General features: G+C 67.5%; 14 protein-coding genes. 3 read left to right on the plus strand and 11 right to left on the minus strand.

The window, feature by feature from the left end:
* The first annotated feature begins 85 nt into the window (after positions 1-85).
* Positions 86-313 carry a hypothetical protein gene (locus AC5JCN_RS01250; protein WP_495753185.1) on the plus strand — a complete coding sequence of 76 codons (228 nt, stop codon included), beginning with the start codon at positions 86-88 and terminating at the stop codon, positions 311-313.
* 43 nt (positions 314-356) lie between these two features.
* Here AC5JCN_RS01250 and AC5JCN_RS01255 read toward each other — a convergent pair whose 3' ends face one another.
* The gene (locus AC5JCN_RS01255) at positions 357-1,889 is read right to left on the minus strand and encodes a sensor histidine kinase (protein WP_495753186.1); all 1,533 of its coding nucleotides are present in this window, start codon (positions 1,887-1,889) and stop codon (positions 357-359) included.
* A 180-nt stretch (positions 1,890-2,069) separates the two neighbouring features.
* On the opposite strand from AC5JCN_RS01255, the gene AC5JCN_RS01260 reads away from it, so the two are divergent.
* A complete protein-coding gene (locus tag AC5JCN_RS01260) occupies positions 2,070-2,306 on the plus strand; it encodes a hypothetical protein (RefSeq protein ID WP_495753187.1) in 237 nt (78 codons plus the stop codon).
* A gap of 16 nt (positions 2,307-2,322) precedes the next feature.
* Here AC5JCN_RS01260 and AC5JCN_RS01265 read toward each other — a convergent pair whose 3' ends face one another.
* From AC5JCN_RS01265 to AC5JCN_RS01300, 8 genes are all read right to left on the minus strand, one after another.
* Positions 2,323-3,219: a glycine reductase gene (locus AC5JCN_RS01265; RefSeq protein ID WP_495753188.1), complete on the minus strand. Its 897-nt coding sequence runs from the start codon at positions 3,217-3,219 to the stop codon at positions 2,323-2,325.
* Positions 3,220-3,221: 2 nt separating this feature from the next.
* A complete protein-coding gene (locus tag AC5JCN_RS01270) occupies positions 3,222-4,931 on the minus strand; it encodes an ABC transporter ATP-binding protein (protein WP_495753189.1) in 1,710 nt (569 codons plus the stop codon).
* Positions 4,928-5,872: an acetamidase/formamidase family protein gene (locus tag AC5JCN_RS01275; RefSeq protein WP_495753190.1), complete on the minus strand. Its 945-nt coding sequence runs from the start codon at positions 5,870-5,872 to the stop codon at positions 4,928-4,930. The genes AC5JCN_RS01270 and AC5JCN_RS01275 overlap by 4 nt, the downstream gene beginning before the upstream one ends.
* Positions 5,873-5,944: 72 nt before the next feature.
* Positions 5,945-7,561 carry an ABC transporter substrate-binding protein gene (locus AC5JCN_RS01280; RefSeq protein ID WP_495753191.1) on the minus strand — a complete coding sequence of 539 codons (1,617 nt, stop codon included), beginning with the start codon at positions 7,559-7,561 and terminating at the stop codon, positions 5,945-5,947.
* Positions 7,562-7,584: 23 nt separating this feature from the next.
* Positions 7,585-8,505: an ABC transporter permease gene (locus tag AC5JCN_RS01285; RefSeq protein WP_495753192.1), complete on the minus strand. Its 921-nt coding sequence runs from the start codon at positions 8,503-8,505 to the stop codon at positions 7,585-7,587.
* A gap of 1 nt (position 8,506) precedes the next feature.
* A complete protein-coding gene (locus tag AC5JCN_RS01290; RefSeq protein ID WP_495753193.1) occupies positions 8,507-9,355 on the minus strand; it encodes an ABC transporter permease in 849 nt (282 codons plus the stop codon).
* Positions 9,355-9,936 (minus strand): ANTAR domain-containing response regulator, encoded by a 582-nt coding sequence (locus AC5JCN_RS01295; RefSeq protein ID WP_495753194.1) that lies wholly within the window; start codon positions 9,934-9,936, stop codon positions 9,355-9,357. The genes AC5JCN_RS01290 and AC5JCN_RS01295 overlap by 1 nt, the downstream gene beginning before the upstream one ends.
* Positions 9,933-11,084, minus strand: coding sequence for a transporter substrate-binding protein (locus AC5JCN_RS01300; protein ID WP_495753195.1), 1,152 nt, complete (start codon positions 11,082-11,084; stop codon positions 9,933-9,935). The genes AC5JCN_RS01295 and AC5JCN_RS01300 overlap by 4 nt, the downstream gene beginning before the upstream one ends.
* A gap of 258 nt (positions 11,085-11,342) precedes the next feature.
* Between AC5JCN_RS01300 and AC5JCN_RS01305 the strand changes: the two genes are divergently transcribed.
* Positions 11,343-12,176, plus strand: a complete 834-nt coding sequence (locus tag AC5JCN_RS01305; RefSeq protein ID WP_495753196.1) for a lytic murein transglycosylase — start codon at positions 11,343-11,345, stop codon at positions 12,174-12,176.
* A 6-nt stretch (positions 12,177-12,182) separates the two neighbouring features.
* On the opposite strand, the gene AC5JCN_RS01310 is transcribed toward AC5JCN_RS01305, so the two are convergent.
* Both AC5JCN_RS01310 and AC5JCN_RS01315 read right to left on the minus strand, forming a co-directional pair.
* Positions 12,183-12,989 carry a class I SAM-dependent methyltransferase gene (locus AC5JCN_RS01310; protein WP_495753197.1) on the minus strand — a complete coding sequence of 269 codons (807 nt, stop codon included), beginning with the start codon at positions 12,987-12,989 and terminating at the stop codon, positions 12,183-12,185.
* A 40-nt stretch (positions 12,990-13,029) separates the two neighbouring features.
* Complete coding sequence (locus AC5JCN_RS01315; RefSeq protein WP_495753198.1) at positions 13,030-13,632, minus strand: hypothetical protein; 603 nt, start codon at positions 13,630-13,632, stop codon at positions 13,030-13,032.
* Positions 13,633-13,719: the final 87 nt, after the last annotated feature.

Raw genomic sequence — 13,719 nt, forward strand, 5'->3', positions numbered from 1 at the left:
CACTGCCCCCGCCTCACGACAGAAGGCGCTGCCGCGCCGTCTCCGACACTGCCGGAGGCGCCATCGAATTCACCCGGAGTTGTCCTTGAACGACCTCGTCGAAAAGATCGCCCGCCGCCTCGCGCCTCTCGTCCAGGAGGGCGTGGTCGCAGGCCACACGTCCCGCATGGTCTCCGCCAGCCTCACGGAGGTCACCGTTTCGCCGCGCCCCGGCTCGTCCCAGACGACGGGCGCCATCAAGACGCAGGTCGAGGACGCGTTGCGCGATCTTGCCCCCGCGGTGGTGGTGGAGGTGGCCGAGGCAACCCATTGAGATCCCGGATCGGCTGCTGCCTGCTGCGGGCGGCAGACCGGTTTCAGTCGCTCGTGGCGTGATCCAGCGGGGCATCGATCCGGCAGACCAGCCCGCCGGGCTCAAAGCCCATCACGACCCGGGCGCGCATCTCCGCGGCAAGGCCGCGCTCCAGCAGGCGGGAGCCGAAGCCCCTCGTGGTCGGGACCGTCACCGGCGGCCCTCCCGCCTCGGTCCAGACGATGCTCAGCGTCGGAGAGGCGTCCGGCTCCCAAACCTGCCACCTGATGTCCACCTGCCCGCGCTCGGAAGACCAAGCGCCGTGCTTGGCAGCGTTGGTGGCAAGTTCGTGCAAAGCGAGCGATAGCGAGAAGGCCGTCCGGGGTCCAAGTCGGACGGATGGACCGCGGACGGTGAGGCGGCCCGGATCATGCTCGACATGGACGAGCGTCGCGGACTTGACCACGTCGGCGATGTCGGCTCCGGACCAGTTGCCGGCCGTCAGCAGGTCGTTGGCGCGGGAGAGCATCGCGATCCGGTCGCTGAGCCTGCTCTGGGCGTCCGAGAGGTTTGTGGCGTTGCGGAAGGTCTGGCTGGTGAAGGCCTGCACCATGGTGAGACTGTTCTTCACGCGGTGATTGAGCTCGCCCACGACGAGCTGCAGGTGCTCCTCGCTGAGCACCCGCGCCGTGACATCCTGGCCCTCGACGAAGATGCCCGTGATATCGCCGGACGCGTTGGCGATGGGCTGATAAATGAAGTCGAGAATGCGCTGCTCGGCCGGAGCTTCCGGCGTCCGCCTCAGCATCACCCGGGCCCCGGCCCCGATGTGCCGTTCGCCCGTCGCCATGATGCGATCGAGGAGTTCGAAAAATCCCTGCCCCTCGACTTCCGGCAGCGCCTCGCGAACCGTCCGTCCGATCAGATCGCGATCGCCCACGAGTCGGCGATAGGCGGCATTGACGAGCCGGAACCGGTGCTCGGGACCGACCAGCATCGCCATGAAACTGGGCGCGTCTTCGAAGAGCTGCTGCAGGAATTCGGACTCGGCGCTCAGGCGGCGATTGGCCTCCTCGATCCTGGCGGTCTGTTCGGCCAGCGCGCGTTCCGTCAGCACTTTCGTGGTCGTGTCCACCACGACGGCGAAAACGCCAACGGGTGTGCCGTTCTCGTCCAGGACGGGGCTGTAGTCGAGGTCGAACCAGAACTCCTGGGGACTGCCGGACAGATGAAGCGTCAGTGGCTGGTCGCGGTAGGATAGCGTGCCGCCTGCCAGCACCGTTGCGATCACCTGCCGGTTGAAGCTCGCCACTTCCGGCCAGGCCTCGGCGGCCGGCATGCCGAGGATGGCGGGGTGCCGGCGATCGGCAATCCGCGAGTACCCGTCATTGTAGAGCAGGACGCCATCCCGACCCCACAACAGGGCGCATGGCACGGGAGACTGCAACATCAGCGTCAGGGCGTGCCGCAGCGCGGGCGGCCAGCCCTCGATAGGGCCCAGCCGGGTCGAGGACCAGTCCCGCTCCCGGATCCGGCATCCCACCTCTCCTCCGCCGGCCGGAAAGGCGCGCGACGGTTCGTTCCGGCTGTCCGACAAATCGTCTCGTCCCGCTTCCTGGATCAGATCGCCCGCCTATCGCCGGGCCGCAACGCTTCGCAAGCCATGCAGATGGCCATGCCGCGTCGTTCGCGCATCGGTATAGAAACTTATGATTGGCGCAAGTTTGCAACCTATCCGCGTTGGCAGGTTGAACGTGACCGTACCAGGAGGCTTACCATGGTTTTCCAGATCGTCCGGTGCAGGATGGCGGGCAAGGCCGTCGCGGAGCGCTCCGTTGTAGCGTCCGAGCCGACGACCCCGGCGGCCGAAGGATTTGCCCAAACTGCAGCGGCGCAATTCCCGGAGTCTGGATTCGACAAGGATTTCGGCTTTTGGTGGGGCCGTGACGCGGCGGGAACCGAGTTCCGGTTCTATATCGAGGTGGCCGACGACGGAAATGAAGAGGACGAGTGAGAGGGCAAACCGCCGTTCAGCGTTCGCTTTCGCGGATGCCTTTCGCGATGAGCTTCTGGCGCCGGTACTCCTCTCGCAGCCGCTCGATCTCCGGCGCCGGGATTTTTTCGATGTTCATGTAGTCGAGCTTCCAGCGCGGATCGTCGCTCCAGCGCAGCGGCGACACCACCGTGGTGCGCGCACGGGTCGCACCTTCGAGAAGGTCGAGCGCGAGCCCGAGTGTCAGCGCCTGGGAGGCGGTGTCGCGTGGTCGTCCCGCGCTGTTGCCGAGCGGGAAGTCGGAGAACACGAAGCGGGGAACGCCGACATGCTCGACGATGTCCTTGGCGCAGCCCATGACCACGGTGGCTATGCCCTCGCTCTCCAGCGCCCGGGCGGCGAGGCTGACGCTCTGGTGGCAGACGGGGCAGTTTGGGACGAGGATCGCCGCGTCAACTCCGTCTTCCCTGCAGCGCGAGACCAGGTCGGGACAGTCCGTTTCCAGCGTGGCGCGCTGGCTCCGGTTGGTGGGCAGGCCGTGGAAGCGGGACGCGACTTCGCCGACCCGTCCGGCCGCGGCCGCGGCGCGCAGGGCCGCCAGCGGGAACCACGTTGCCGGATCCTCCGCGGTCGTGTGCGCCCGGTCGATGGCGATGTGCGAAATGCGGAGATCGTGGTCGTGCGCCGTGTCGCCGGAGTAGACATTGTAGAACTTCGCGGCCGCGTTGTAGGGCGCCCCTGGCCCCTGCTCGCCCTTGCCGGGCTGGTAAGGTGCCGCCGTCGTGACGATCGCCACCCGGCTCTCCCGCAGCGGACGATCGAGCGGAGCGAAGGGGACATCCTCAAAGTGCGCCCAGACATAAGGCGCGTATCCGAGGGCGGCATAGTAGTCACGAGTGCGCCGCATGTACGGGATGGGCTCGTCCGGAGCCATGGTCAGACCGCCGCCGCTAGCCGCCGGGTCCGCGCCACTTCGGGGTCGGGAACCGGCACCGCGGCCAGCAAAGCCCTTGTGTAGGGATCACGCGGGTTCTCGAAGACCTCGCGGCGCGTGCCGCTTTCAACGATCTGCCCGCCCCGCATCACCGCGACGTGGTGGCTCATGCGCTCCACGATGGCCATGTCGTGGGAGATGAAGAGGTAGGAGAGCCCAAGCGTCTCCTGCAGTTCCAGCATGAGGTCGAGCACCTGCGCGCGCACCGAGACGTCGAGGGCGGCGACGCTCTCGTCGGCGACGATGAGGCGCGGCTCCAGCGCGAGTGCCCTGGCGATACAGATGCGCTGGCGCTGGCCGCCCGAGAATTCGTGCGGGTAGCGCTCCCGGTGTTCCGGCAGCAGCCGGACCCGGCGCAGCAGCTCCGTGACCCGTTCCTTCCTTTCGGCGGGCGTGCCGACGCCATGGATGGCGAGCGGCTCCGCGATCAGCGAGCCCACGCTCATGCGCGGGTCCAGCGACGCATAGGGATCCTGGAAGATCATCTGCACCGTGCGGCGCAGGCGCTTCAACGCGCTGGCCGAGCGGTCGCGGATTTCTTCGCCTCCAACGACGATCCGGCCTGTCCAGGGGACGAGGTCGAGAAGCGCCTTTCCCGTCGTCGATTTGCCGGAGCCGCTCTCGCCGACGAGACCCAGCGTCTGGCCGGGTGCGATGAACAGCGACACATCCTTGACGACATGCACCGGCTTCGGCCGGACAAGGAATCCCCCCTCGCCGGGGAAGCTGACGTTCAGGCGCTCTACCTCGAGGATGGGCCGCTGGCCCGGATCAACCGCCGCGCGGGGCGTGGCCGTGACGCGGGGCGGCCCGTTCGTGCCGGCAAGGGATCCCAGCCTGGGCACGGCGGCGAGGAGATCGGCGGTGTAGGCCTCCTTCGGCCGGGCGAAGATCTGCCCGACGGGTCCGGCCTCGACGATGCGCCCGGCGCGCATGATTGCGACGCGGTCCGCCATTTCTGCGACGACGCCCATGTCGTGGGTGATCATGATCACCGAGGCACCGAATTCGCCTTTCAGCTCGCGGATGAGCTGCAGGATCTGCGCCTGCACCGTGACGTCGAGGGCCGTCGTCGGCTCGTCCGCGATGAGGACCTTGGGGCGGCAGGAGAGCGCCATGGCGATCATGACGCGCTGGCGCATGCCGCCGGAGAGCTCGTGTGGATACTGGCCGAGGCGCCGGGCCGGCTCGGTCATGTGGACGGCGTCCAGCATGTCCCGCGATCGGGCCATGGCCGTGCGCGCGTCCACCCGCTGGTGGATGCGAATGGCCTCCGAGAGCTGGGCGCCGACCGTCATCACCGGGTTCAGAGACGTCATCGGCTCCTGGAAGATCATCGCGATCTCGCCGCCGCGGACGTCGCGCATCTCCCGCTCGCGGAGGGCGGGGAGATCCGTACCCTCCAGGCGGATCCGCCCGGCCGAGACCTGCAGCCCCGGCTTCGGCAGGAGCCGCATGATGGCCAGCGACGTCACCGACTTGCCGGACCCGGACTCTCCCGCGAGGCACAGCGTCTCGCCGGGTGCGAGGTCGAAGCCGATCCCGTCCAGCACACGGAGCGGGCCAGCCTCGCCGCGGGCCTCGACGCAGAGGCCCTGGACGGACAGGACGGGGACCGCTTGTGCCGTGGCAGGGACGGGATCCTGCCTCATGTAAAGACGATCCTCGGGAAGTAGAACGACACGACCCAGTTCGGCATGTCGACGATCTCGCTGATCCGGAGGTCGCCGCACACCGAGCAGAGCATGTAGGCGTCGACGGCGGACAGGCCGTGCTCCTTGCCGAGAAGGTCGACCATCCGCATCACGCTCTCACGTGCGCCGGTCATCAGGTCCGGACCGATGCCCGTCGTCACCTCGTAGCCCTCGCCGTCGAGGTGGCGGGTGGGGGGCGAGGGAAGGGTGAAGCGCGGTGTCTCCAGCCGGGCGTCCTTGATCAGGTCGAGCGTGACCGCCACGTCCATCCGGCTTTCGATGGCCGTGCCGCAGACCTCGCCGTCACCCTGCGCCGCATGCGTGTCGCCGATCGAGAACAGCGCGCCCGGAACCTCGACGGGAAGGTAGAGGGTCGTGCCCGCGGCGAGATCGCGGATGTCGAGGTTGCCGCCGACCCGGCGCGGCGGCACGACGGAATGCAGGCCGGGCTCGGCGGGGGCGAGCCCGATCGTACCGGCGAAGGGTTTCAGCGGAACGCGGCCGCCCGGGCCGAAGAGCGCCGGGGTGAGGCTCTGGCTGTCGTAGGTCCAGACATGGATCGCCGGATCGGGGAACTGGTCCGCCAGGAGGCCGAAGCCCGGGATGTTCGCCGTCCAACCATGGCCCGAGGGCTTGAAGTGGCGGATCGACACCTTGATCGCGTCACCGGGCTCGGCACCCTCCACGTAGACCGGGCCGGAGACCGGATTGACCTTGGAGAAATCGAGCGTTCGCACGCTCTCGACATTGGCATCGGGGCCGAGTTGGCAGGCGGAGGAATCCTGGCATTCGAATTCGATGGTGGCGCCGGGTTCGCAGCGCAAGGCGGGCGGGAAGTCCCTGTTCCAGCCGAAATTATAGCTGGCGCGGTGGATCGTGTGGTCGCAGACCACGCACATCGGGCGCTCTCCTGGTCGAACGGAAGATGCGGGAGGGGAGGGCGCGCCGGCGTGGGGCGCCCTCGTGTTGCGTCAGCCCTTCACCCAGAGTGCGTCGTAGTTCAGCACGCGGGTGGGATCGATGTAGATCTGCGGCTCGCCGCCCATGCGCTTGGACCGCACGACGACGCGCTGCTCGTTGAAGATCGGGATCCACGGCGCGTCGGCCATGATGTCCGTAAAGATCTTGCCCCACGCCTTGGCGCGCTCCTCGCGCTTGGCCGGGTCGGACATCGAGTCCGCCGCGACGGCGCGCTCGTCGAACGCCTTGTTGCAGTACCAGGACCAGTTCCAGCCGCCCTGCACGGCACCCGAGCAACCGAGGATCGGGCCGTAGAAGTTGGAGGGATCCGGGAAGTCGGCGATCCAGGCCATGCCGCCCGACCAGATCATCGGCGCCTCGCCCTCGGTGCCGCCTGCTGCGATGACGTTGGCCTGCGCCAGTGACTTCACCTCGGCCTTCACGCCGATGGCCGCGAGGTCCTGCTGGATCGCCTGGGCGATCCTCGGCTGCGGGTCGGTGTTGGTGGCGTAGAGCACGGTCGAGAAGCCGTCCTTCACGCCTGCCTCTGCCAGCAGCGCCTTGGCCTTGGCGACGTCGTAGCCGTAGCCCTTGAAGTCCTTGTCATAGCCCGGCATCAGCGGCGGGAGCGGCTGGTTGGCGGCGGTCGCCCGATTGTTGATGATGCGGACGATGCGGTCCTTGTTGATGGCGTAGTTCAGCGCCTGGCGGACCTTAACGTTGTCGAGCGGCTTCACCTTCGTGTTCAGGGTGACGTAGCCGGTGTTGAGCTGGTCGCCGACGATGACCTGGTCCTTGTAGGCCGGGTCGTTCTTCAGCTCGAGGTACTTGGCGGGCGGGATACCGTCGCCGGCGATGTCGACCTCACCCTTCTGCAGGCGCAGCAGCGCGACGAGCGGCTCCTGGCCGACCTCGATGGTGAACTTGTCGAGGAAAGGCGCGGCCTTGTCGAAATGGTCGGAGTTGCGCTCGAAGACGAGGCGCTGGCCGAGCGTCCACTCGGTCAGCTTGAACGTGCCGGACCCGACGGGCTTCTTGCCGAAGTCACCGGCAGCCTTCTCGACCTCTTCCTTCGGCACGATCGAGGCGAAGTTGATGGCCATGACGTGCAGGAAGGTCGCGTCGGGGCGCGAGAGGGTGAAGACGACGGTGTAGTCGTCAGGCGTCGCGATGCCCTCGAGCCCCGCCGCCTTGCCGCCCTGCAGGTCCTCGTGGCCCTTGATGGCAGAGAAGAAACCGGCACCGGGCCCCTGCGTCTTCGGGTCGACGGCGCGCTCGATCGAGTACTTCACGTCCGCCGCCTTCAGTTCGCGGCCGTTCGTGAACTTCACGCCCTTCTTCAGCTTGAAGGTGTAGGTGAGACCGTCATCGCTGACGGTGAAGCTTTCGGCGAGCGAGGGGATCAGCTTGTCGGTACCGGGCGTGTAGTCCATGAGCCGGGAAAACAGGCTCTTGATCATCGACCAGTTCTGCCAGTCATAGCCGACGGCGGGATCGAGCGTGCTCACGTCGTCCTTGAACGTGACCGTGATCGCGCCGCCCTTCTGCTGGGCCCAGGCGCTTCCCATGGCGAGTGGCGCGAGAACCAGCGCCGACGCGAAGACCGTGCTCCTCAACAAATGCTTCATGTGGTCCCTCCGGAAAATGCCCCTCACCGCAGGCGGATGCGGGGGTCGATGAACGGGGTGATGCAGTCGGCCAGCAGATTGCCGAGCACGATCGCCAGGGCCGAGACGAGGGTCACGCCCATGATGATTGGAATGTCGACCTGCTGGATGGCCTGCCAGGCGAGCTGGCCGATGCCCGGCCAGCCGAAGACGGACTCGACGACGACGAGCCCGGCCATGAACTGGCCGATGTCGATGCCGACCATGGCAACGATCGGCAGCAGCGCATTGGGAAGGGCGTGGCGCAGCACGACACGCCGCTCGGCGACGCCCTTGGCGCGCGCGGTGCGGACGTAGTCCTGGCCGAGCACGTCGATCATCGTCGAGCGGACGATGCGGGCGTACCAGCCTGCGCCGAGGATGCCGAGGGTGAGCGCGGGCAGCACGACATGCGCCGGCGTGCCGAAGCCCGACATGGGGAACCAGCCGAGCGTCGCGGCGAACACGTAGAGCAGGCAGAGCGCGACCAGGAATTGCGGTGCGGACACGGTGACGAAGCTGGCGATCATGACGCCGCGGTCCACCAGCGAGTTGCGCCTTGTGGCAGCGATGAGCCCGAGCGTGAGGCCGATGACGAGCTCGCAGGCGATTCCCGCTGCCATCAGCAGCAGCGAGGCCGGCAGCCGGGCCTCGATGAGGGCCGCGACTTTCGTCTTCTGCGCGAAGGATCGGCCGAGGTTTCCCTGGAGGAGGCCGGTCAGGTAGCGCCAGAACTGGAAGATCAGCGGCTGGTCGAGGCCGAGTTCCCTGCGGATGGCGGCGACGGTAGCGGGCGTCGCGCTGCGTCCGGCGAGCTGGACGGCGGGATCGGCCGGCAGGCAGTAGAGCAGCACGAAGGTGATCGCCGCGACGCCGAGCAGGATCAGCACCGTCTGGATGACGCGGCGGAGAAGATAGATCGCCATCTCAGCCCTTCCCACGCTGGGTCGGGTCGAGGATGTCGCGAAGCGCGTCACCGACGAGGTTGAAGGCGAGTGCCGTCAGCAGGATCGCCGCGCCGGGAATGAAGACGAGCCATGGCGCCGCGGTGAAGTAGGTCTGGCTTTCGAAGATGATGTTGCCCCACGAGGGCTGAGGCGGCTGAACGCCGATGCCGAGATAGCTCAGCGTCGCCTCCAGAAGCACGGTCGTCGCGATGCCGAGCGTGCCCCACACGATGGCGGTCGGGACGAGGTGCGGGGCGATGTGCAGCAGCAGGATCCTTCCGTGGCCGGCTCCCAGCGCGCGCTCGGCCTGGATGAAGTCGCGTTCCACCAGCGCGGACGTCTCCGTGTAGGCGATACGGGCGACCTGCACCCAGTTCACGAGGGCGATGACGAGCGCCACGATCCAGAGGCTGGGCTTGAGGATAGCCGCGAGCACGATGGCGAGGAGCAGGGCCGGAAAGGCCATCATCAGGTCGGTGAAGCGCATCATGACGCTGCCGACCGGGCCCTTGAGATAGCCCGCCGTCATCCCGATCAGCAGGCCCAGAGCCACGGCCGTGCCGTTGGCGACGAGGCCGATGATCAGCGAGGTCCGCGCGCCGAAGAGCATGCGGGAATAGAGGTCGCGGCCCAGCGTGTCCGTGCCCAGCCAGAACGATCCGCCGGGGGGCAGGGGAGACCCCTCCAGCGTCAAACCGTCGAAGAGCTGGTCATCCGGCGCGTAATGGGTCAGCCACGGTGCGAGAACGGCGGCAAGGATGACGGCGAGAATGACGAGCAGGCCCATGAGGGCCAGCGGCCGGCGTGCCATTTCCCGCAGGACGCGCATCAGGCGCTGTTCCGGAAGCCGGTGCCGGCAAGAAGCGAGGCTGCAACCTGTTCCAAAGGCTGGCGCGCCGCCATGGCGAGGTCGCGCAGCAAGGCATGCGCGGCATCCTCCTCGATGCCGTTGCGGGCGGCGAGCGTGCGGACTGCCTGGAAGACGACCGGCCGCAGGCGCAGCCGCTCCTCAGCCCTGGCCAGCTTCTCGCGTGACGCGATGCGCTCGGCATGCAGGCTCGAGGCGAGGACCAGCGCGGGATAGACGGCAGACGTCTGCAGCGGCTTTGCCAGAAAGGCGCTCGCGCCGCGTTCGATGGTCCAGGCGATCCGGCCGGGCGCCTCCGAGCGCAGCAGCCCGACGACGGGGCAGGGCGGCTCGCGGCCGCTCCAGGGCAACAGCTCGTCATAGCCCTGGTCGCCGTCGACCATGACGAAGTCGGGTCTGTCGGCGGGGGTGAGAGGCTCCCAGCGCACCTCGCCCGTCATGCCGAGGCGTTCCAGCTGGCGCATGAGCCGGTCCATGCTTTCATCCGGCCGGTGCAGGATGACAGCGTGAAGGCCGCCGAAGGAGGGGACGAGAAAACTCACGACACGACCCTCAAATGCTGCCCGCCCTGGCCCCGGGCAGGGCGTTCACGCGCCAGATAGGGGTCTGCGACGATCGACTGGCGCGACGCCACAAGCTCAAATCCTGTCCCGGCTATCCGCCCGAGTTGCACGGGCAGGGTCGCATGGTTCGTGACAGGGTCGATCGCGATGTCGCCGAGAACGGTGTCGTGGGTCCCCTCGGCAAGACGGTCCCGCACGTCGCCCGGTTCATCCGTGCCGAGGCCGGCGATGGTTTCGACGAGGATGCGGGCGGACGCATAGGCCGCGGCCATGAAGGCGGAGATCGGCCGGCCAGCACCCAGCCTCGACGCCATGGCCTGGCGGAACGCAGCGTTGCGCTCGCCCGGCACGCTTTCAAAATAGGTCGAGGCGGAAATGTTGCCGTCCGCGATGCCCGCCCCGATGGCGGGAAGCTCGCACTCCGTGAGGTTGCAGCTCACCACGGGGCGGCGCTGCGGGCGGAAGCTCTCGTCGCGCTCTCCGAGGGCCCGGTACGCTCGCAGGAAGGCGTAGCTCGACGGTCCGACGAGATTGTTGAGGACGAAATCGGGTTTCTTGGCGGCGATCTCGGCGATGACGCGCTCGATCTCGGTGTCGTCCAGCGGGAGGTAGCGCTCTCCCAAAACTTCGCCGCCGGTCTCGCGCAGGATCTGGCGGGCGAGGCGGTTCGTCTCCCAGCCCCAGACATAGTTGGCGCCGACCAGGAAGGCGCGCGCGCCGTAGCGCGGCATCACGTGGTCGAGCAGCGGCAGGAGATGCTGGTTCGGGCAGGCGCCGGTGTAGATGACGGAATCGCTGGCTTCGAACCCCTCGTACGGGCAGACGTACCAGAGCAGCCCGTCATGCTTCTCGACCAGAGGAACCACCTCCTTGCGCGCGGCCGAGGTGATGGTGCCGAGTATGTGGTGGCAGCCTTCCTCGCGCAGCAGCCGCCGGGCTTCGACGGCGTAGCGCTGCAGGTCGCCTGCGGGGTCGACGAAGACCGGCTCGATCTCGGGAGCGCCCGGACCGCACGCCGCTGCGGCGTCCTCCAGGCCCAGACGCGCGCCGTCGAAGCAGTCCCGGCCGATGGAGGCATAGGCCCCCGCCGTCGAGTACAGCACGCCGATCCGGATCCGCTGGCCCAATCCCGTCCCCGCAAAAAAGAAAGCCCCACGGCCGCATGGCGGGTCGCCGATGCGGACGCGGGGCTCTGTTGCCCGTCGGCCTCTGGGCCGGATGTCACAGAGATGGTGAACGAAGTCCGGCCGGGAGGCAAGATAGTCCCGAAAGGGTGCGGCGACCCGTCCCCACTTCGGCCTTAATGCCGTTGAGGCTGGAACGAAGCCGGGAGAACTGCTTTAACCCGGACCATGTAGCATCGCGTCGATGCACCACTGCGATGGATGGACCCGATGATCTCAGCCGCAAAACGGCTCTTTCCCGCCCTCGCCATGGTCCTTGGCCTCGCCTCGGGGGCAGTCGCCGCGGAATGCGGCAACAATTCCTCTGGTTTTGACGCCTGGAAGCAGGACTTCTCCGGCGAGGTCAGGGGCAAGTTCCAGCCCGATACGGTCGAGGCCTTGATGGGCACGACCTATTCACGGGCCACGATCGGCGCGGACAGGGGCCAGAAGAGCTTCAAGCTCACGCTCGACCAGTTCATGGCCAAGCGGGGCGCCACGGCGGTGGCATCCAAGGGCAGGTCGATGAAGGCCGCGAACGCGCAGCTCTTTGCCAACATCGAGCGCCGCTTCGGCGTGCCGCCCGGCCCGCTGATCGCGATCTGGGGCATGGAGACGGCGTTCGGCTCCTTCATGGGGAACCAGAACACGCTCTCCGCCGTCGCGACGCTCGCCTATGACTGCCGCAGGACGGAATACTTCACCGACCAGTTGATGGCGATGCTGAGCCTGCTCGACCGGGGCGTGCTGTCCCCGAATTCCCGCGGCGCGATGCATGGCGAGGTTGGCCAGACGCAGTTCCTGCCGAAAAACGTCATGCTCTACGGCGTCGACGGCGACGGCGATGGCCGCATCAACCTCGACACGAAGGCCGACGCGCTCGCTTCCACCGCCAACTTCCTCAAGGCCCATGGATGGCAGGCGGGCGCCGGCTACCAGCCGGGCCAGCCCAACTTCGCCGCCATCGAGGGCTGGAACGCGGCAACGGTCTACCAGCAGACGATTGCGATCGTCGGCGCGCAGATCGACGGAAACCGTTCCGCCGAAAGCAACTGAGGCGGTTCAGGACGCCGTGACGAGGGTCGCCTTGATGCGGCCCTCGATCGGCCCGCTGCCATAGCGGAGCGCCAGGGCTTCCTCGACACGCGATGTGACCTCCTCCAGTCCGGAAGGGTCGCGCGCCTCGATCTCGCCGCGCACGGGGGTGCCCTGGCAATAGCCGACAGCGGCCTCGCGGGCGGTCGGCGCCCGGCTGGTGGATGCGACCGTCTCGAAAGCGATGGACGTGAAGCCCGCTTCCTTCAGTGCTCGCTCGATAGGAGCCTGCGCATAGTGTCCGTGCGGCGTGCGGGCGATAAAGCCGGGCGGATCGGTTGGGAAGATGAGCGCCAGGGTCTCATGGACAGTCCGGGCAAAGTCGTTGTCCGCGATCCCGTCCCAGACGCTGAAGAGATAGCGGCCGTCCTGCTTCAGGGTCCGCCGCGCCTCCTTGAAGGCGGCGACCTTGTCGGGGAAAAACATCACTCCGAATTGGCAGATGATGGCGTCGAACTCGGCGTCGCCGAAAGGAAGCTGCTGGGCGTCTGCCGGCTGGAACGTTACTGCGCGGCCTGAAAGCGCGGCCCGCGCCCGCTCCAGCATAGGCGGATTGAGATCCGTCGCGACGATCTCGACGGTCTCCGGCAGCGTGCGGGCGAGTTCCCGCGTCACGGCTCCCGTTCCGGCCGCGATCTCGAGTACGCGCCCGGATGTCAAATCCCGCAGCCGGGCAGCGAGGTCGACGGCATAGGGCTCGAAGATGAGCGGCACCATGATGCCGTCGTAGATGTCCGGGATCGACCCGACGAAAGCCTTGTCCGTCTCGCTCATGGTCTCATCCTCGATTGCGGGGTCGCTGCCTCGTCCGATCCTAGGTGCGGCGCCCGGGCCTGAACAGAACCGTCGTGCCCTCCCACGGCAGAAACACCGCCGTGGACTGCCATCCGCCGCCTTCGATCGGCCGCTGGTCCTCGGTGGAGTATTGCTGCGTGATCGTGGCAGCGAGCACCTGGATGCCGAGCGCGTCGGCGATGGACTGGCACAGCCGGGTCCCGGAGTATTCGCCGGATCCGCCGGCAGCCGCGGCGTCGCAAACCCACAACTCCGCCTGTGCACCGGAACTGGACTTGCGTCGCAGGTCCGGAAGGTTGCGGGCATTGATCGGGGTGATGTCGGAGGCGCCGATGACGATGCCGGTTGTCACCTGGACGTAGCCCGCCGGCACCGCGGCGTTCACGACGCGCCCGTGACCGAAGATGATGAAGCGGTCGAGCTTGCCCATCTTCGTCGCGGCGTCTCCCATCGCCTTGAAGTAGTCCTCGGGCGACGTTGCCTCCCGGATCGGAAGCAATTGGTATGGCTCCGGATACCCGTTGGCGCGAAGTTCCGCCGTTCCCGGCGTGTTCAGGATGGGACCGTCCGCGACCCTGGCCCGGGGGAAGGCGGCGTCGTAGACGAGCAGCGTTCCGGCCATGGCCGTATCCTCCGCGGTGAGCCGACTTCGCCACTCTTCTAGACCTGCGGGTGATCCTGTTCTGTGTTCCAGGTCACCTGCCGTGCA

Source organism: Alsobacter sp., from assembly GCF_059501845.1.